At 36.1% G+C, this 20196-nt stretch carries 11 protein-coding genes; 9 read left to right on the forward strand and 2 right to left on the reverse strand.

The genetic code is table 11. The annotated features are described in order from the left end of the window. Positions 1-334: 334 nt before the first annotated feature. Positions 335-1363, reverse strand: coding sequence for a LacI family DNA-binding transcriptional regulator (locus KEM10_RS11685; protein ID WP_212216184.1), 1029 nt, complete (start codon positions 1361-1363; stop codon positions 335-337). Between the two features lie 532 nt (positions 1364-1895). On the opposite strand from KEM10_RS11685, the gene KEM10_RS11690 reads away from it, so the two are divergent. From KEM10_RS11690 to KEM10_RS11710, 5 genes are all read left to right on the forward strand, one after another. Continuing rightward, positions 1896-4898, forward strand: a complete 3003-nt coding sequence (locus tag KEM10_RS11690; protein ID WP_212216185.1) for a SusC/RagA family TonB-linked outer membrane protein — start codon at positions 1896-1898, stop codon at positions 4896-4898. 12 nt (positions 4899-4910) lie between these two features. Further along, positions 4911-6530: a RagB/SusD family nutrient uptake outer membrane protein gene (locus KEM10_RS11695; protein WP_212216186.1), complete on the forward strand. Its 1620-nt coding sequence runs from the start codon at positions 4911-4913 to the stop codon at positions 6528-6530. 17 nt (positions 6531-6547) lie between these two features. Further along, positions 6548-8359: a SusF/SusE family outer membrane protein gene (locus KEM10_RS11700; protein ID WP_212216187.1), complete on the forward strand. Its 1812-nt coding sequence runs from the start codon at positions 6548-6550 to the stop codon at positions 8357-8359. A gap of 93 nt (positions 8360-8452) precedes the next feature. Beyond that, positions 8453-10297 carry an alpha-amylase family glycosyl hydrolase gene (locus KEM10_RS11705; RefSeq protein WP_212216188.1) on the forward strand — a complete coding sequence of 615 codons (1845 nt, stop codon included), beginning with the start codon at positions 8453-8455 and terminating at the stop codon, positions 10295-10297. Then, the gene (locus tag KEM10_RS11710) at positions 10294-13077 is read left to right on the forward strand and encodes an alpha-amylase family glycosyl hydrolase (protein ID WP_212216189.1); all 2784 of its coding nucleotides are present in this window, start codon (positions 10294-10296) and stop codon (positions 13075-13077) included. The genes KEM10_RS11705 and KEM10_RS11710 overlap by 4 nt, the downstream gene beginning before the upstream one ends. 34 nt (positions 13078-13111) lie before the next feature. Here the strand turns inward: KEM10_RS11710 and KEM10_RS11715 are convergent, their stop codons facing one another. After that, on the reverse strand, positions 13112-14533 hold the full coding sequence (locus KEM10_RS11715) for a sugar transferase (protein ID WP_212216190.1): 1422 nt from the start codon (positions 14531-14533) through the stop codon (positions 13112-13114). A gap of 66 nt (positions 14534-14599) precedes the next feature. Between KEM10_RS11715 and KEM10_RS11720 the strand changes: the two genes are divergently transcribed. The 4 genes from KEM10_RS11720 (at position 14600) to KEM10_RS11735 (ending at position 20080) form a co-directional block, all read left to right on the forward strand. Next, positions 14600-15247 (forward strand): protein-L-isoaspartate(D-aspartate) O-methyltransferase, encoded by a 648-nt coding sequence (locus KEM10_RS11720; protein ID WP_212216191.1) that lies wholly within the window; start codon positions 14600-14602, stop codon positions 15245-15247. A 10-nt stretch (positions 15248-15257) separates the two neighbouring features. After that, positions 15258-15902 (forward strand): MBL fold metallo-hydrolase, encoded by a 645-nt coding sequence (locus KEM10_RS11725; protein WP_212216192.1) that lies wholly within the window; start codon positions 15258-15260, stop codon positions 15900-15902. A 171-nt stretch (positions 15903-16073) separates the two neighbouring features. Then, complete coding sequence (gcvP, locus tag KEM10_RS11730) at positions 16074-18938, forward strand: aminomethyl-transferring glycine dehydrogenase (RefSeq protein WP_212216193.1); 2865 nt, start codon at positions 16074-16076, stop codon at positions 18936-18938. A gap of 128 nt (positions 18939-19066) precedes the next feature. Continuing rightward, positions 19067-20080, forward strand: coding sequence for a DUF4097 family beta strand repeat-containing protein (locus tag KEM10_RS11735; RefSeq protein ID WP_212216194.1), 1014 nt, complete (start codon positions 19067-19069; stop codon positions 20078-20080). The last annotated feature ends 116 nt before the right edge of the window (positions 20081-20196 follow it).

Consider the following 20196-nt stretch of genomic DNA (forward strand, 5'->3'; position numbering starts at 1 on the left):
ATTTGAGATTTCAACAGAATAATATACCATTCTTAAAACTGATGCTTTAAGTTAAAGGTATTAGCAGGTAAGTCACTTTTTACATAAATCCAATACAAATGTAATAATTATGAAGAAATGTTACCTCTAAAAAAGTTGCGGTTGTTTTGTGTAAAGGTATAGTTTTCAGATGTGATACAGAATGCAAACGTTTGCGATGGTGGTTAAAAATCTTTAATTTTTTTTCAATATAATAATTTAATTTTTTCGCAAACGTTTTCGGAAAACTATCTAATCATTGTCAATTACTAATTAAGGTAATGTTTTCTTTTAGTTAATAATGCTGAAGTTCTTTTTAGATAGTCTTACCTAATTGAGAAGAGGTGCGTTCTACTAATTCAGGAGTAAAGATCTTTGTTTCAAACTCTCCATCAATAGCTGTCTCTTCAATATGACCGATTAAAAGATTCATGGCTGCTTGTCCTATTATATAGCCTTTTTGCTCAACGGTTGATAGTGGAGGATAGGCAATATCTGCAATAGGGCCATCGCCAAAGCCAACAACAGCAATGTCTTTGGGTACATTATATCCGTTGCGTTGAAGCACCTGCATGACGGCTATGGCAGTACTATCATTAACAGCAAAAATGCCATCAATGCTACCGGCCAGATTGAGTATTTCGTCTTCTTTAGCAAAAACAGATTCCCGGGTATCGCATTTCACAATAAACTGTTCCTTGCATTCTAGCTGGTGTTCTTTCATGGCACTGCAAAAACCTTCTTTTCTATTTTTACCTATTAATAAATGTTGTGGAGCTGAAAGGTGCATTATTTTTTTACATCCCTTGCTAATCAGGTGTTTGGTTGCTATTCTTGCCCCTTCAAAGTCATCTGCAATAACCCTATCGGTAGAAATAGCTTCACAAATTCGATCAAAAAAGACCATTGGAACACCATTTTCCTGCACATTTTGAAAATGAGCAAAGTCGTGGGTGTTCTTACTCATAGAAACCAGTATGCCATCTACTCTATTGTCGATTAGAGCTTGTAAATCAATTACTTCTCTTTGGTAGTTTTCATTTGTTTGGCAAATAATTGCATTAAAGCCTTTTCCATAGGCTACATCTTCAATGCCACTAATAACGGTAGAAAAGAAATGATGCACTATTTCAGGAATTACTATACCAATGGTATTGGTTTTACTACTTCTGAGACTTAAAGCTAAAGCATTCGGTCTGTAATTTACTTTTTCGGCAAAGGTCTGAACTAATTGCTTGGTTTTAGGGCTAATATCTGGATGGTCTTTTAAAGCTCTTGAAACGGTTGAAGGTGAAATACCAAGAACCCTGGCTATATCTTTTATTGTAATAGGATGTGATTTCATATTGTCTTCTTGGATAATAAAGGTATGTCCTTTATACAGCTCATTTGTTAAAGATAATAAATTTGATTGATTCTAAAGAAGACAAACGTTCGTATTTCTACCATTTAAAGGGGGCTGATGCATGACTTGATATTTGTTAATTGATGTTAATAAGCTGTGAGCCTTTGATTTCTTAAATAGTAATCTTAAAAGGAACATCTTATTATTGTATGCTTAATGTAGGTTCTTGGGTAATGCTTGTTATTGCAAACGTTTTCGGAAAATTGACCGTTCTTTTTAAACATGTTTTATATCATAAAAATGCTTTTGCAATCGTCATCGCAAACGATTGCGGAGAGATATTTGGAAAATTAATGTAATTCAATGTTAAAAAGTGTATACTTTTTGATTGAAACTTCATAAGTTTGCAATGATATTTCAATACAATAAACACTGTTTTAAAGGTATTAGCATTGTTGCTAAGTCATAAATCCACTGAAATCCTTTAAAATGGATTCTAATGTTTATTAATAATCAAGAAAATCTATGTTTTATGAAAAAACAGTCCAATTTGTTTAAGTTACTGTTTCTTTTTCTGGCATTTTTTAGCTTTCTAAATATTAATGCACAGGAAATGACTGTTACAGGAGTTGTGACAGATGCAAGTAATGGTATGCCTTTGCCCGGAGTAACAGTGGCTATAAAAGGTACTACTATTGGTACAATTACTACTCCTGATGGTACATATACCCTAAAAGCCAATAAGGGACAAATACTTGTTTACTCATTTATTGGCTATAAAAATGTGGAGTCTGTTATTGGAGATCAATCTCAGATTAATATTGCTTTAGACGCCGATGTAATTGGAATGGAAGAGGTAGTAGTTATTGGTTATGGTACCAGTAAAAAGAAAGACCTTACCGGTTCTATTCAAACAGTAAGTGCTGACGATTTTAATCAGGGTGTTTTAAGTTCACCTCAGCAATTAATCAATGGTAAGGTGGCCGGTGTTCAAATAACCGACGGTGGTGGTGCTCCAGGAGAAGGTGCTACTATTCGTATTCGAGGAGGATCGTCTTTAAGTGCTTCAAATGATCCTTTAATTATTATTGATGGAGTTCCGTTAGATAATAGTGGTGTATCAGGAATGCGTAACCCTTTAAATGTTGTTAATCCTAACGATATTGAAACATTTACCGTGTTAAAAGATGCATCAGCTACTGCCATTTATGGTTCTCGTGCATCAAACGGTGTTATTTTAATTACCACTAAAAAAGGTAAAGCTTCTGGTTTACAGGTTGATTACTCTGGTAATGTATCTGTAGCAACTCCAGCAAGCAAATTAGATATGCTTTCTGCTGATGAGTATAGAGAAGTGTTGGCAGATAAATTTCCTGGTAATGTAGGTTTATTAGGAACAGCTAATACAGATTGGCAGGATGAAGTGTACAGAAATGCCATAAGTACAGATCATAACTTGGCTCTTTCGGGTATGGTTGTTGAAAATTTACCGTACAGACTTTCTGTTGGTTACAATAATACCAATGGTATTCTAGATGAGTCGAGTATGGAAAGAACCACTGCTTCATTAAACTTGAATCCTTCATTATTTGATGATCATTTACGAGTAAATATTGCGGCAAAAGGGATGTTTATTAATAATAACTTCTCAAATCAGGGAGCAGTTGGAGCAGCCATTTCAATGGATCCAACACAAGTTATTCGAGGTGATGAATATGCAGCTTATGGTGGTTATTTTGCCTGGGCGCGTCCTGATGGATCACCAAACGGTAATGCTCCGGATAACCCACGTGCATTAATTGATCAAAGAGTTGATAAATCAAAAGTAAACCGTTTTGTAGGTAATGCACAGTTCGACTATAAATTCCATTTCTTACCAGACTTAAGAGCCAACTTAAATTTAGGTCTTGACATGTCAGAAGGTAAAGATGATGATGGTATACAGACACTTCCTGGTGCAGCTTGGGACACAGATGCATATCTACGAGGAGGTGGTTATAATACCTATGTTCAGAAAAAAGAAAATAAGTTATTAGACTTCTATTTGCAATATACCAAAGCTCTTCCATCAATCGATTCTCGTTTTGATGTAATGGGAGGTTACTCATGGCAACACTTCTGGGCTGAAAATACTTCAGGCTCCTGGTTTAATTTGCCTAATGAGGATGGCGAATATGTAAGAGATCCTGAGAATTTAACAAGAAATGAAAATTACCTGGTTTCCTTCTTTGGTCGATTAAACTATATATTGTCTGATAAATACTATGTTACTTTTACCTTACGTAACGATGGTTCATCGCGTTTCTCGGAAGAAAATCGTTGGGGACTATTCCCATCAGTTGCTCTTGCATGGAATATGAAAGAAGAATCATTTCTGTCAAACTCTGATGTTCTGTCAACCTTAAAAATGAAAGTAGGTTATGGGGTGACAGGTCAGCAGGATATTGGATCTGATTATGGATATTTTGGAACCTACAAATCAGGTCAGCCAACTGCCCAATACATGTATTATAATAGTCTAACTGGAAGTTATGATAGAATTCCAATGACAACTATTCGTCCGAATGGCTACGATGAAAACCTTAAGTGGGAGGAAACAACTACATATAATGTTGGATTTGACTATGGATTCTTAAATAATAGAATTAGCGGTACTTTAGATGTATATCTTCGTGAGACCAAAGATTTATTGAATCAAATACCAGTTCCAGCAGGTGCTAACTTAACAAATGAGTTGGTAACTAATGTGGGTAGTTTAGAGAATAAGGGTTTTGAATTTACTGTTAATGCAACAGCTATTCAAAACAATGATTTTACCTGGGATATAGGTGCTAATGTAACTTATAACCAAAATGAAATCACTAAGTTAACAAGAGTTGAAGATCCTAATTATTTAGGTGTTCAAACTGGTGGTATAAGTGGTGGAACAGGTAACCTTGTACAAATACATCAGGTTGGTCAGGCAGCAGGTTCATTCTTTGTATATCAGCAAGTTTACGATAATGATGGTAACCCTATTGAAGGAGTTTATATTGATAGAGATGAGAATGGAGAATTTAATGAGAGTGACCTTATGGTGTATAAGCAATCGGCTCCAAAAGTAATGCTGGGATTAAATACTTCTCTTACTTATAAAAACTGGGATTTTAGTTTGGTAGGACGCGCTAATCTTGGGCAATATGTTTATAATAACATGGCTTCTAATACAGGGTGGTATAATAGTATGCAGATTAGTGGTGAGTATTTAAATAATTTAAACAGAGACGTGTTTAATACAAACTTTAATAGTGCTCAATATTTGTCATCTTACTATGTTCAAAAGGCATCTTTCTTTAGAATGGATAATATCACTTTAGGTTATGATATGAGTGATTTATTGAATAATTCATTCAAAATGCGTGTATATAGTTCCGTTAACAATGCATTTGTAATTACAGGATATGAAGGATTAGATCCTGAAGTTAGTGGTGGTATTGATAACAATGTTTATCCACGTCCAAGAACATTTTTGTTAGGTGTAAATGTTACATTTTAATTTTGAAAGAATATGAAAGTATTTAATATATATAAAGTATTTCTTGCACTTGCTCTGGTATTTGGTCTTGGAGCGTGTGTGAATGATTTGGATGTTACTCCAATTGATCCAAATCTGGCTACAGCTGATAAAATTCTGGATTCTGAAGAGGCTTTCTATCAGGTGTTAACTAAAATTTATGCCGGTTTTGCTGTCTCAGGTCAGACAGGTCCTGCAGGTGATCCCGATTTGGTAGGTTTTGATGAAGGACATAGTCAATATTGGAGAGCTTATTTTGTTTGTCAGGAATTACCAACTGATGAGGCTGTTAATGGTTGGAATGATGGTGATTTGCCCGATATAAGTCAGTTGGATTGGGGAGCAAACAATGGTTTTATTCGTCAGTTTTATTATAGAGCAATCTATCAGGTATCGTTAGCCAATGAGTTTATTCGTCAGGCAAATTCACTGGGTAAAGAAGAATATACAAATCTTCCTCAATATATGGCAGAAGCTCGATTTCTTAGAGCACTTGCTTACTGGCATGCGTTGGATTTATTCGGTAACGGAGTTCCTTTTGTAACAGAAGATAGTCCTATTGGATCAGTACTTCCATTGCCGGCTGGTGAAGCCAGAGGTCCTGAGTTATTTAACTATATCGAAAGTGAATTGATGGCTATTGTTGGCGATACTGAGGATGATTCTCAAGTATTACTGGATGTTGGTCAATCAATGGGCGGACAAGCTAATAAAGCAGCAGCCTGGATGGTTTTGGCTAAATTATATCTAAACCATAGTGTTTATTTAGGAGAAACTAATTCTGAATATTATACAAAAGCAAGAACATACTTAAATAAGATTACCTCAGCTGGTTATAGTTTAATAACTGATTCTGAAGTAACTGATGTATACACTCCTTATGAAAGGTTATTCTTGGCAGATAACTATTCAGCAGATAGTGAAATTATCTATTCAATTAATTTTGACGGAGATGTTTCGCGTTCATACGGTGGAATGACCTATGTAATTGCAGCCTCTATTGGTGGAGAAATGACTCCAAATGAATATGGTATGGCCAATGGTTGGGGTGGTAATAGAACTACTAAAGCTTTAGTTAATAAGTTTGATGCTGCTGATGGTCGTGCGCTTTGGTTTACCGAAGGTCAACAACTAGAGATTGATCAACAAGATCAGTTTACTCATGGATATGCAGTTGTAAAATACAAAAACCGTACAAGAAGTGGTGGTTTTGGTACGAATGAAGGTAGCTCTGATTGGGTTGATGTAAATGTTCCTGTATTTCGTTTGGCTGATGCTTATTTAATGGCAGCAGAGGTTGATTTGCGTTTAGATGGAAGTGTATCCGCTCAGAGTTTATCTTATCTGCAAGAAATTGTAGATAGAGCAGGAGTTTCTTTGCCAACTAATGTTGATTTAGATTGGATTTTGGATGAGCGTGCTCGCGAATTGTATTGGGAGTGTCATCGTCGTACTGATTTGGTTCGTTTTGGCAAATTCACTTCAGGATACAATTGGCCATTAAAAGGTAATAGTTTAAGTGGAAAGGATGTTGATGCAAAATATAACTTAATGCCAATACCATTTACTGATATTACTGCAAATCCTAACCTTGTACAGAATCCGAATTATTAATCTTAATTACAGAAACAATGAAATATTTTAAAATATATTCTGCATTATTACTGTTACTTGGTCTTATTGTATCGTGCGAGGAGGATCTTAAAGTTGAAGTACCAGCAGATGCTGTTAATCCGGAACTATCTGCTCCAGAAACAGGAGGGACCTATATTCTGGAAAAAGTTAATGAAGAAAATGTATTTGCGACTTTTGAATGGTCCGATGCTGATTTTGTTATTCCTGTTGTTGAGGAATATTCAATTGATGTAGATATTAAAGGAGGCGATTTTTCAAAAAATTATGTTATTGCGTCTGGTATATCTTCACCACATGAAGTAACTGTTGGAGATTTTAATAAAGCTTTGTTGGCAGCTGGTTTTGTTGATGGAGAAGCTCATGATATTGTTTTAAGAGTGAGCGCAAATCATCATCTTGCTACGGAGACCATAGAAATGAATGTTACCACTTATTTCGATGCTGAGCCATGGACAGTGATTGGATCAGCAGTTGGTGGATGGGACGAGGCCAATGACCAGTATATGACCTATGACAAAGATAATGATGTTTACACCATTAATTTAGATATGACTCCGGGCGAGTTTAAGTTTAGAGCACCGAAAAAAGGTGATGATGCTTGGGCATATAATTATGGATTAACAGGCGATTCAGAAGTGATAGAAAATGCTGAAGGTGTTGAATTAACTCAAGATGGTGCTAATGTATTAACCTTAGGTGGTAATTACACAATAACGCTTGATGTTACCAATGAAACATTCTCTATTGTTCAAAACTCAGCAGGTGATTTAACTAACTGGACCGATGTTGTTTTAGATGCTGTAGGAACAGGTGTAAGTGCTGATAATCCAGATGCTACCGCTGATGGAAGTAGTTGGAATTGGGGTAATGTTTTACTGCCTGATAACGAAGGTAAACCAACCGCAAGTGGTTCGTTATTTACCTGGACCTGGACCGGTATAATTTTAGAAGCTGATGAAGGTTTTAAACTTCGTACATTAAATGGCGTTGCAGCTCCTCAAAACGACATTAGTTTTGATGTTGGTTATGGTGCTTTGGATGTTGAAAATAGTTCAGATAAAGTAGTTGATAAAGATGGTAATTTCTCAGTGACTGAGAAAGGAGAGTACACTATAACTATAGAAATTGATGCTGCTAATGGTGATGCTAAAACAGTGACAATTGAAGAATACACTCAATATCCGGAAGCTGTTTATTTGGTAGGAGATGCTACTGCTTATGGTTGGGATACGCCTGGAACAAAAGCTGAAGCTGTAATGCATAAGATTGCCGGAGGTGATGCTAATTTAGGTGTATTCTGGAAAATAGCATATTTAGAAGCTGACAAAGGATTTAAAATTTCAGCAGCAGACTGGGAAAGTCCAAATGTTGGCTTTGGCGAAGTGACAGAATTTGATGCCAATGGACAAACAGTATCTGATAATGGTGGAAATATGAGTATTACTGCATCTGGTATGTATACTATTGTTATCGACTTAAGAGGTGGTACAACAAAGGTATCTGTTACTGAAGTTAAAGTATACGGTATTGGAGATGCTTTTGGTGGATGGACTGAAGATGTTGAAGCTAATATGTTTACAGTAGACAATACTGCTAAAACAGTTACTTCACCTGCTTTAACAGGTAACGCAAGTATAAGGTCGTATGTTGATCATGAATGGATACCTGATTGGTGGAATGCTGAGTTTGTACCAAATGAAGGTGTTATTGAATATCGTAATGATGGTGGTGATCCTTCTGCTATAGATGGAACAACCGGGCAAGTTGTTACTTATATGTTTGATGATAATACATGCTCGATAAATTAGAAAAAATATGAAATATTCAAGGCTGTCCTTATATTTAGGACAGCCTTTTCTTGCTTTAAGAAAATGAGAACTATTATATTAATTCTTTTTTTAATGCTAAGTTCATTAATGCATTCTCAAGTCATACTTCAAGGGTTTTATTGGGATGTGCCTGTCAATAGTGAGGCAAAAGAAGGAATATGGTATAATAATCTTGATTCAAAACTTACTTACCTTGAGCAAATAGGCATAACTGGAATCTGGTCTCCTCCTCCCTCAAAGGGCAACTGGGGAATTTACGATATGGGTTATGGGGTTTATGATCATTATGATTTAGGAGATATTGATCAAATAGGAACAATAAGTACCCGATTTGGTACCCGAAAGGACCTTGATAGACTTATAGAACATGCTCATAAAAAAGGAATTGAGGTTTATGCTGATGCAGTACTAAATCATCTGTACTCATTTCAGCTAAAAGATTTGGAGGAAAATCCTGTTTTAAAGAATTATCTTCTTACACGAAGTAAAAAAACAGTAGGATACCCGGTAAATGAATTAAGGTTTGCGGTTGATTTAAAACCCAATCAAGGAATTGTTATAAAACTTAAAAATACAGTTAACAGCAAGCTTAGATCTGGATTTCGACTTAAGGTTTCTGATGATCCATCTATGAATAATGCCTCTCAACTATTTCATCCAATACTAACAAAAAATAATCCTTATGGTTTTTGGGAAGGTGTTGTTTCTAAAGATGTAGAGATACAGTATAGGATAAACCGAAATTCAAAAATGAAACTATGGTTTCAACTTGAGGTTTTGGAGGAGGATATGGAATGGGGTGATCAGACTAACGGATTAACTATTTCATCAATAATAGATGAAGCTGGTAATGAATTGAACTGGGAGGTTTATTCATATACCGGAATCAAACCAATGTCGGGAAAGGTAAATTGGACTTATGGTGATTTTCATCCTTCTAGCGAAGATGATTACCTGGTTAATTACCCTGATACCGGTGGAATTGTTGCTAATTCAAAGTTGTTTGGACACGATTTTGATCATCAGAGTAAAAATGTACAAAGGCAATTGACTGAATGGGGGCAATGGTTGTTGGAAGAAGTTAGATACGATGGGTTTCGATTGGATTTTGTGAATGGTATAGAGGTTCAATTTATAAAGGATTGGACTAATAAAGTGATACCTGATTCTGCATTTTGTGTAACAGAGTTTTTTACCAATTCAGTTCATCAAATTGCTGATTGGAATAAGGCCATAAACAGTGGTAACATAGCTAAAGTAAAGTCATTTGATTTTCCTTTAAAGAAGGTGCTGACCGATATGTGCAACGATACTCTTGGTATGTTTGAAATGCAACAATTGCTTAATGCCGGATTGATCTCGCATTTGCCAGCAGATAGGATTGTTACTTTTGCTGAAAATCATGATACAGGAAAGGAGCATGATAAATGGATTACCAAAGACTGGTCAATGGCTTATTCCTATATTTTGTTTCATCAGCCTAAACCATGTATTTTTTATTCACATTTGTTCCCGACGGTTCAAACCGATTTTCATACCAAAAAACATACGGTTAAGGCGAATGATAATTTACCTGATGTTATTGAGGGATTACTAAAAGTAAGGTCAATTCTGGATGGAGAAGTTATTACTGATAGTTCGTTGATTGATAAAGAGAAATATGTGGTTTTCAGAAAAGGAGTTGAACAATACAATGGTGCAGTTCTGATCATTGCAAATCCAATATCACAGGAGAATCCAATAAATCTTGCCCGCTTTTTTAATTGCGAAGAGCAGAAGTGTTTTATAAATGTATTAAATCCAAATGAAAAGGTTTGGGTCGACAATCAAGAACTATCAATAAATATTGCAGAAAGAGGAGCATCGGTTTGGATGCCGCTTAACGATTACGAGAAATTATTTAAAATAGAGAGATGAAAAAAGTTTACTTTTTCGGAATATTAATATTTCTGATTCAATGGGCAGGAGCTCAGGTGGTCACATCCGATCCGGCAATTCCTGTTGAAACCAATCAGGTTTTAATCACTTTTTATGCTGATAGAGGCTCTGCAGGGTTAGAGGATTATTCAGGTGATATATATGCTTATACGGGTGTAATTACCGATCAAAGTTCCAGTGATAGCGACTGGAAATATGTTAAGGCTGATTGGGATGAGAATATAGCAGATTGTAAGTTAACAAAGATAGGGAGTAATCAATACACTCTAACCATTTCTCCTTCTATAAAAGTATTTTATGGCGTTCCAGATGGGGAGAAAATTCTGAAGATGGCTTTTGTTTTCAGAAATGAGGATGGTTCAAAAGAAGGAAAAGATACCGGGGGAAGCGATATTTTTGTGGACGTCTCTGATGAGGTGTTAGCTGTTTCAATAGAATCGCCACTCGACAAGAGTTTGATTCCTGTGGGAGAAGATGTTGTAGTAAATGTCAATTCAATATTAAGTGATCAATTGTCATTGTTTATAAATGATGTTGAGATAGAATCCACAACCAGTACATCAATCTCGTATACCTTGGTTAATGTTACTGAAGATTCATATTCCATTAAAGCTGTTGCTTCTTCAGGAACAAATATTGTTGAAGATAACGTAACTCTTTATACCAGGGGAACGCCTGTTGAAGAACCAATGCCAGAAGGATTGAGCCGGGGAATCAACAGAATTGACGACAGTTCTGTTACTGCGGTTATCTATGCTCCTTATAAAGAGTATGTATACCTGATGGGTGATTTTAATGATTGGACGCCTGCCAGTAATTATCTGATGAAAAAAGATGGTGATTATTTTTGGTTGACACTTAATGGTCTTTCTGTGGATACTGAATATGCTTATCAATATTGGATGGATGGAAACCTGAAAATAGCAGATCCTTATACCAATAAGATTCTTGATCCCTGGAATGATCAATATATACCAGATCGAATTTATCCTAATTTAAAAGATTATCCAGTCGGTAAAACAGATGGAATAACAAGCGTTTTCAGTACAACAATTGATAATTTTAATTGGGATGCAGATAATTTTGTAGCTCCCGATAAAGAAACGCTGGTTATTTACGAAATGTTGATTCGTGATTTCACAGAAGATCAGGATATTAAAACCGTTACCGATACATTGTCTTATTTGAAACGTTTGGGTGTTAATGCTATTGAGTTGATGCCTTTTAACGAGTTTGAAGGCAATGACAGTTGGGGGTATAATCCATCTTTCTATTTTGCAACCGATAAGGCTTATGGTACTGCTGTTGATTATAAAACCTTTATCAATGAGTGTCATAAAAACGGAATTGCCGTAATAATGGATATGGTTTTGAATCATTCCTTTGGTCAATCGCCTTTAGTACAAATGTATTTTGATGGCGAAAAACCAACCGCTGAAAATCCATGGTACAACGTTGAGCATAATATGAAGAATCCGGATGCACAGTGGGGATACGATTTTAATCATGAAAGCCTGGAAACACAGGCCTTGGTTGATAGTATTTGTTCATTTTGGATGAATGAATATAAGATAGACGGATTTCGCTTTGATTTTACTAAAGGCTTTACTAATACAGAATACGGTGAAAGTAGTTGGGCAAGTCCTAAGGATGATAGTCGCATAGCAATTTTGCAGCGTATGACTGATGAAATCTGGAAGCGGAAATCGGATGCATATGTAATTTTTGAACATTTATCAGATAACGATGAAGAAACCATATTAGCCAATTATGGCATTATGCTTTGGGGGAATGCCAATCATGCTTATAATGAAGCTACCATGGGATATGATTCTGATTTAAGTTGGACATCGTATGTTGCCCGTGGCTGGGATTCACCGCAAGTAGTTAATTATATGGAGAGTCATGATGAAGAACGATTAATGTATAAAAATAAGCTGTATGGTAATTCAGAAGGTGATTATGATACTTCGGATGAAGACATTGCCTTAAAAAGAATGGAAGCTGCTGCAGCAATCTTTTTTAGTACTCCGGGACCTAAGATGATATGGCAGTTTGGTGAGTTAGGTTTCGATTTAAGTATTAATCGTTGTACCGACGGAACCGTTGATGATGCATGTCGTTTGGCACAAAAACCACCTGTTTGGGAGTATCAGGATGAAGAAAACAGAAAGCGATTATTTGATGTGTATAAACGCATGATTGATATTAAAATAGGTGAAGAAGTTTTTAATACAGCCGATTTCACAATGGATGTATCGGGCGATGTAAAAAAGATTGCTTTAAATATGTCAGGAACAGATGTGAGGGTAGCTGCTAATTTTGGAGTTACAGCACAGGTAGTCTGTCCATACTTTAGTACCGAAGGATGGTGGTATAACAACATTTTAAATGATAGTATATACGTATCAGATGTTGATGTACCATTAACTTTTCAACCGGGCGAATATGTTGTATACAGCCAGAAGAAGCTAACTGGTTTTGATACAAATACATCTATTGAAGATGATGAAAATACTTATAAGGCAAAACTTATCAATTGTTATCCTAATCCTTTTTCAACAGCATTAAGAATTGAAACAGATCTGGGTGGAGAAAAAACAATGGAGATTTATTCCATTTCGGGTGTATGTGTTAAAAAGAAACGATTTAATGAGGAGAAAATTACCTTGCAGTTAAATGAATTAGCAAAAGGTCAGTATTTGATTAAAGTTGCTAATGCAAGCAGTGTGTCGTATTCTAAAATTGTAAAATACTAAAACGAAAAGAGGTGAGTCAAATGGATTCACCTCTTTATTTTCCTTCACCACTAATTAGAGTTTTAAAAGTATAAATCAGTATTTTAAAATCGATCCACAGTGAAATATTATCCATGTATAAAATGTCGTAATTTAATCGTTTAATCATTTGCTCAATGTTTTCGGCATACCCAAATTTAACCATGCCAAGCGATGTAATGCCAGGACGACATTGAAGAATTTCGCTGTACAAAGGTACTTTTTTAGATATTTCATTGATATAAAACGATCTTTCAGGCCGTGGACCCACAATGGACATATTTCCAATTAAAACATTGATAAATTGTGGCGTTTCATCAATTCTCCAGCGCCTTAAAAACCTGCCAAATGATGTTACCCTGCAATCATTAGTTGATGATAAAGCAGGTCCTTTGGCTTCGGCATTCACAATCATCGATCGAAATTTGATAATATTAAAAGGTTTGCCATTTTTTCCAATTCTTTCTTGCTGATAAAATACGGGGCCATCTGAACTTTTTTTAATCCCCCATACAATAAACGGGAAAAATGGAAGTAAAAGAACAAGTCCTACGATAGATATTGTTATATCAATAATTCTTTTAATAAACTCTTGCCAAACAGGCATTTCTTTTTTGTTGACAGCTACATATGGTGGGGCTATTAATGCGTTAATTTTAGCAAAACCTTTAACAACTGATTCCATATCCGGAATCAATTTAATAGAGATGTCTCGCATTTTGGCAACAGCAATTAAGTTGGTAATTAACTTTTCTTTTGTTGAAGGAACTGCAATAATAATCTCTTCAGGTTGATGCTCATTAATTAATTTTTCAGCTTCATTAAAACTAATAGCAATATCCTGTTTGTCTAATTTTATATCTTCAATTCTAATTACGTTAGTAATGTTGTTGCCGCTTAAACCACTCAGTCTAGATAGTTCTTCTTCTGTTTTGGTTAATATTCCGTTCGATCCAATTAAAATAGTTTTAATACCCCAATACCCCTTGTGCATTAATAATCTTAACAGAAGAATCAGTAAAATGTGAGGTATGTTAATGCTAAAAAATGTAGTCGCAAAAAGCATCAAAAATGTATTCCAAACATTGGCAAATGAAAACAGATTAAATAAACCATAAAAGTATGCAAATAAGCTTATGTAAGCTATGCCTAAGCCACTGAATGTCTTAGATAAATGGCTAGATATTGATAGGTTAATCTTGTTTCGGTAAAGTCCGGTGAGATATAAGATAAATAGCATGTAAAAGCTTAAAAGAACAACTACAGTTCCCTGATTAAGCAAGGACTGAATGGTTTGCGCAAATTCTGTCGAAAATGACGGTAAATCGCGTTTAAGAATATAAACGGAATAGATAGCTGACAAAATGATTATAATAATATCATTTATCAGAAAATATAGGTTGATCGATTTTTTCGATATCTTAAAATTACCCCCCATAAAAAGGTTAACGAATGTTCTTGATAAATATTTCCGGAAAGTTAAAAAAAATTAATTTTGCTTTCTATGGAGATGATGGATTCGTTCAGACATAAGGGTATGCGTCAGCGATTGGTGCAGGAACTTATAGGTAAAGGTATTAAAGATAAACATGTATTAGAGGCTATTGGTAAAGTTCCCAGACACTTGTTCTTAGATAGTAGTTTTGTTTCATTTGCATATCAGGATAAGGCATTTCCGATAGCTGCCGGTCAAACAATTTCTCAACCTTATACTGTTGGTTTGCAGTCGCAATTACTAAATGTAAAACAAGGTGATTTGATTTTGGAGGTTGGCACCGGATCAGGATATCAGGCAGCTGTTTTGATTCAAATGGGGGTGAAGCTCTTTTCCATTGAAAGGCAAAAAGAATTATATGTCAGATCGAACAATTTATTGAAACAAATAGGCTACAGGGGGCGTTTCTTTTTGGGCGATGGATATGAAGGATTACCATCCTTTGCTCCCTTTGATAAAATAATTGTTACGGCAGGTGCTCCCTTTATTCCTGAGAAACTATTGCTTCAGATGAAAATAGGGGGAATAATGGTAATACCCGTTGGCGACAAACAGCAAACAATGATGCGAATTAAGCGTTTGACTGAAGACGATTTTGAACAGGAACAGGTTGGGCAATGCGCTTTTGTACCTATGTTAAAAGGAACCGTAAATTAAATAAACTAATATGATAAAAGTAGATACACTGCCAATTAATATGTGGCAGGAAAATACATATATTCTTTCGGACGAAACGAAAGAGTGCGTTATTATTGATCCGGGATGTTTAACAACCGAGGAAAGAAAATCGGTTGCTGAGTTTATTGAAACCAATGGATACAAACCGGTTAAATTGTTGCAAACACACTTACATCTCGATCATGTTTTTGGATCAGCTTTTATAGCTGAAAAATATGATTTGGGGCTGGAAGCGAATCAAGGAGACGAGTTTTTGATTGATCAAACAGTAAGCTATGCTGCTCAGTTTGGAGTTGAGGTGGATAAAAATCCTCCGGCCATTTCAAACTATTTGAACGAAGGAGATGTTGTACAGTTTGGAAATTCATCGTTAGAGGTAATAACCGTTCCGGGGCATTCTCCTGGAGGAATTACTTTTTATAGTAAAGAAGATAAAATTGCAATTGTAGGAGATTCTATTTTTCAAGGAAGTATTGGACGAACTGATTTGCCGGGGGGCGACTTTGATACATTAATCAGTCATCTAAAGAGTAAAATACTTACTTTGGATGAGGACGTTCAGCTATTCCCCGGGCACGGACCATCCACAACTGTTGGAAGAGAAAAAAGTAGTAATCCTTTTTTAGTATCGTAAAATTCAATTATTCGTGAAAAGAATTGTTTGAGTTGACGCAGAATACAAAGCATTTCTGAAGAAAGGTGTATAGAAGATGGCAAAAGTCATTGAAATTTATCCGATTTATTCTTCAATTTACAAGGTGAATAGATAAAAGAAGTAACACCAAATAGATATAAAATTTTAACTATGGCAACTGATAAGTTTGTCTCTCGTCACATTGGTCCTAGAGATTATGAGATTGATACAATGCTGAATCGAATAGGCGTTTCATCTGTTGAAGAATTAATCGACCAGACTATACCTGCGTCCATCAGGTTGGAGAAACCACTGAATATTACCAAAGGATTAACTGAGCGTCAGTATTTTAGAAAAATACATGATATTGCCCAATTAAATAAGGTCTACAATACCTACATCGGAATGGGATATTACGATGTGATTACTCCGGCAGTAATCTTACGTAATGTGCTTGAAAATCCGGTTTGGTATACATCTTATACACCTTATCAGGCTGAGATTTCGCAAGGTCGCCTGGAGGCATTGTTGAATTTCCAGACCGTTGTAACTGAAATGACAGGGATGGAGATTGCTAATGCATCGTTACTTGATGAAGCTACAGCTGCAGCTGAGGCTATGATTATGCTTTTTAATGCCAGAAGCAGAAAGCAAGTGAAAGCTGAGGTTAATACCTTTTTTGCTGATGAAAAAATGTGGCCTCAAACCAAAGAAGTGTTAATTACCAGAGCAAAGCCTTTGGGCATTGAATTACAATTTGGTAATGTGCATGATTTTGAATGTAATGATGAGGTGTTTGGAATTATGATGCAATATCCTGATTCAAACGGATCGGTTGAGGATTATAAAGAAATCACTGAAAAAGCCCACTCAAAAGATTGTAAAGTGGCTGTTGCTGCTGATTTGCTCTCATTAGCATTGTTAACTCCTCCGGGAGAGTGGCGAGCTGATGTTGTTTTTGGTACCACTCAGCGTTTTGGTATTCCAATGGGCTATGGTGGACCTCATGCAGCTTTTTTTGCCACTAAAGAAGAATTGAAACGTCAGTTACCGGGTCGAATTATTGGTGTTACCAAAGATGCCAATGGTCGTCGTGCTTTACGTATGGCGCTTCAAACCCGCGAACAACATATCAAGCGTGAGCGCGCTACTTCCAATATTTGTACAGCTCAGGCATTATTAGCCACTATGGCTGGTTTCTATGCTGTTTATCATGGAAAAGAAGGAATCACACGCATAGCTGAGCGTGTTCACTCCATTGCTTATCAAATAGCGCAAGAAGTGGAGAAGTTGGGTTATAAGCAAGTGAATAACGATTTTTTTGATACTATCCGGATTGAATTACCTGAAGGAGTAAAGGTTGAATATGTTGAAAGGTACAGTTTAAAGCTGGAAATGAATTTCCGCTATTTTGATAACGGAGATGTAGGAATCAGCATTGATGAAACAACCAACCTTGATGATATTAACTGGATTGTTGAGGTGTTTGCCAAAGCGGCTGGCAGAGATGTACCAAGGATAGAAGCTATTGGTTCTGATTCAAATGTTAAAGAAGAACATAAAAGGACGTCTGACTTCTTAGCTCAGGATATATTTAAGAAGTATCATTCTGAAGCTGAAATGGTACGTTATATAAAGAAATTAGAACGGAAAGATATTTCACTGACTCATTCCATGATTTCATTAGGATCGTGTACAATGAAATTGAATGCAGCCACAGAAATGTTACCACTAAGCTGGATTGAGTTTAACGGTTTACATCCGTTTATTCCAAAAGATCAGGCTGCCGGATATCATTTAATGATGGACGAATTACGTCAGGATTTATCGGAGATTACAGGTTTTGCTGATGTTAGTTTGCAACCTAACTCAGGGGCAGCTGGTGAATATGCCGGGTTGATGGTTATTCAGGAGTATCATAAAAGTAGAGGTGATGAGCAGCGTAATGTTGCTATTATTCCTTCGTCAGCGCACGGAACCAACCCTGCCAGTGCTGTTATGGCTGGTATGAAAGTGGTTGTGGTAAAATGTGATGAAAAAGGAAATATTGATGTGGCAGACTTGCGCGAAAAAGCAGAGGCCAACAAAGATACTTTATCATGTCTGATGGTGACTTATCCTTCTACGCATGGTGTGTTTGAAGAGTCAATCATTGAAGTTTGCCAGATTATTCATGATAATGGAGGTCAGGTTTACATGGATGGAGCTAATATGAATGCTCAGGTAGGTTTTACCAGTCCTGGACGTATTGGTGCTGATGTTTGCCATCTGAATCTTCATAAAACATTTGCGATCCCTCATGGTGGAGGCGGACCTGGAGTTGGACCAATTGGTGTGGCTTCTCATTTAGTCGATTTCTTACCACAGCATCCCGTTATTGATAATGAGCGCAAAGGTATTACTGCTGTTGCAGCTGCACCTTGGGGAAGTGCTAGTGTTTTGCCAATAACTTATGGTTACATCAAAATGTTGGGTGCCGAGGGATTGAAAAAATCTACCGAGATGGCAATTCTAAATGCTAACTATATGGCCTCATCATTAATGGATGATTACGGAATTCTTTATACGGGTTCTAATGGTCGTGTGGCTCATGAGATGATTTTGGAATGTCGCCATTTTAAAGCTTCATCGGGTATTACAGAAACTGATATTGCCAAGCGTTTGATGGACTATGGTTTTCATGCGCCAACTTTATCATTCCCGGTTCATGGTACTTTAATGGTAGAGCCAACAGAGAGTGAATCGCTGCAGGAGTTAGATCGTTTTATCTCAGCTATGAAATCGATTTATGCAGAAATAAAAGAGGTTGAGAATGGAACGGTAGATAAGGATGATAATGTATTGAAAAATGCTCCTCATCCAGCTTATAAGGTAGTATCTGATGAGTGGAATCATTCTTATGGACGCGAAAAAGCAGCTTATCCGTTAGACTGGATCAGAGAAAACAAGTTTTGGATTGATGTGGCCAGAGTTGACGATGCTTATGGCGATAGAAATCTGGTTTGTAGCTGTGCTCCAATTGAAAGTTATTTATAAAAAGAACTTAACGAATACCGAAATCCCGTTGTTTGACAGCGGGATTTTTTTATTGTCAAAAACCGGAAACTTTATTGAAATAGTGGCGTAACACAACAGCAGAAATCAAATTGTAATAATATTTTAATATGAGAAAATTGTACTTTCTTTTAGTAGTGATGATTGCTACTACTGTTGTTTCAGCTCAAGGATTACAGAAGGTTTATGAAGGTAGCAAGGATTTTGACCAGGTTTCGGCTGTTAAAATCAGTGGAGATTTTTGTAAAGTTGAATTTCAAAAAGGAGACAAGGTTAATGTGACTGCAGAGTTATCAGCTAATAAAGAGTTGGATAATTACGATGTGGCGATGAAGGTGACAGATGGTGTGTTAACAGTTGATGTTAATAAGCCTTCCTCAGGCTGGAGTTCTCACTCAGGCTTTGTAACTGTAACTTTACCTGATGGAGTAAATATTGATGTAGTGACAAGTTCTGGTTATATAACATTGGCCGGCTTTAAAAATGCAAAGGTTAAAGCTGAATCAAAATCAGGCAAAATTAAAGTTAGCAATCTGGAAGGAAGTGCTGACTTATCAACCAAATCAGCTACTATTACGGTTGATAATATTACTGGTGATATTGAGACTTCAAGTAAAGGAGGTGCTCAAACAATTAATAATATTAAAGGAAATGCTGAAATTGTTTCATACAGTGGAAGTTTGATTATTGAAAATGTGGAAGGCAATTGTAAAGGGGAAACAACTGACGGCAACCTCACTATGAAAAATATTCAGGGAGATATAAAATTAAAATCCAATTCGGGCTCAATAAAGCTATCAGATGCAACAGGTAACATTACTTCCTTCTCTGGAGCAGGTAGTCTGAACTTATTTAATGTGAAAGGAGTCTTTGATATTACTTCAGGAAAAGGAGAAGTAATTGGTACCAGAGTTGAGTTTACTGCTTCTTCGAATATAAAAACTACCGAAGGAAAGATCAAGCTCAAACTAAATAATTCAAAAGAAGACTTAGCCTTTGAATGTGAGTCGGAAAAAGGTATGATAGTAGTATACGGTAAAGCTAAGAAGAAGAAAAATAAACAAGGAAAAGGATCTATTTTGATTACTACCTACAGTACAACCGGAGCTCAGAATTATTATTAAGAGTTATATATTAAAGTACAAGAAAGGCTGTTCAGCATTGATGTTGTTCAGTCTTTCTTTTTTTCTAAAATACATGTCCAATTGGAATTTAAAACAAAAAAAGACCATCTATTGAG

Source organism: Carboxylicivirga linearis (assembly GCF_018271995.1).
Classification (GTDB): domain Bacteria; phylum Bacteroidota; class Bacteroidia; order Bacteroidales; family Marinilabiliaceae; genus Carboxylicivirga; species Carboxylicivirga linearis.

Excerpts from the sequence above, each read along its gene's own strand:
- KEM10_RS11685 (WP_212216184.1), bottom strand. The coding sequence starts at position 1,363 with ATGAAATCACATCCTATTACAATAAAAGATATAGCCAGGGTTCTTGGT.
- KEM10_RS11690 (WP_212216185.1), top strand. The coding sequence starts at position 1,896 with ATGAAAAAACAGTCCAATTTGTTTAAGTTACTGTTTCTTTTTCTGGCA.
- KEM10_RS11695 (WP_212216186.1), top strand. The coding sequence starts at position 4,911 with ATGAAAGTATTTAATATATATAAAGTATTTCTTGCACTTGCTCTGGTA.
- KEM10_RS11700 (WP_212216187.1), top strand. The coding sequence starts at position 6,548 with ATGAAATATTTTAAAATATATTCTGCATTATTACTGTTACTTGGTCTT.
- KEM10_RS11705 (WP_212216188.1), top strand. The coding sequence starts at position 8,453 with ATGCTAAGTTCATTAATGCATTCTCAAGTCATACTTCAAGGGTTTTAT.
- KEM10_RS11710 (WP_212216189.1), top strand. The coding sequence starts at position 10,294 with ATGAAAAAAGTTTACTTTTTCGGAATATTAATATTTCTGATTCAATGG.
- KEM10_RS11715 (WP_212216190.1), bottom strand. The coding sequence starts at position 14,533 with ATGGGGGGTAATTTTAAGATATCGAAAAAATCGATCAACCTATATTTT.
- KEM10_RS11720 (WP_212216191.1), top strand. The coding sequence starts at position 14,600 with ATGGAGATGATGGATTCGTTCAGACATAAGGGTATGCGTCAGCGATTG.
- KEM10_RS11725 (WP_212216192.1), top strand. The coding sequence starts at position 15,258 with ATGATAAAAGTAGATACACTGCCAATTAATATGTGGCAGGAAAATACA.
- gcvP (WP_212216193.1), top strand. The coding sequence starts at position 16,074 with ATGGCAACTGATAAGTTTGTCTCTCGTCACATTGGTCCTAGAGATTAT.
- KEM10_RS11735 (WP_212216194.1), top strand. The coding sequence starts at position 19,067 with ATGAGAAAATTGTACTTTCTTTTAGTAGTGATGATTGCTACTACTGTT.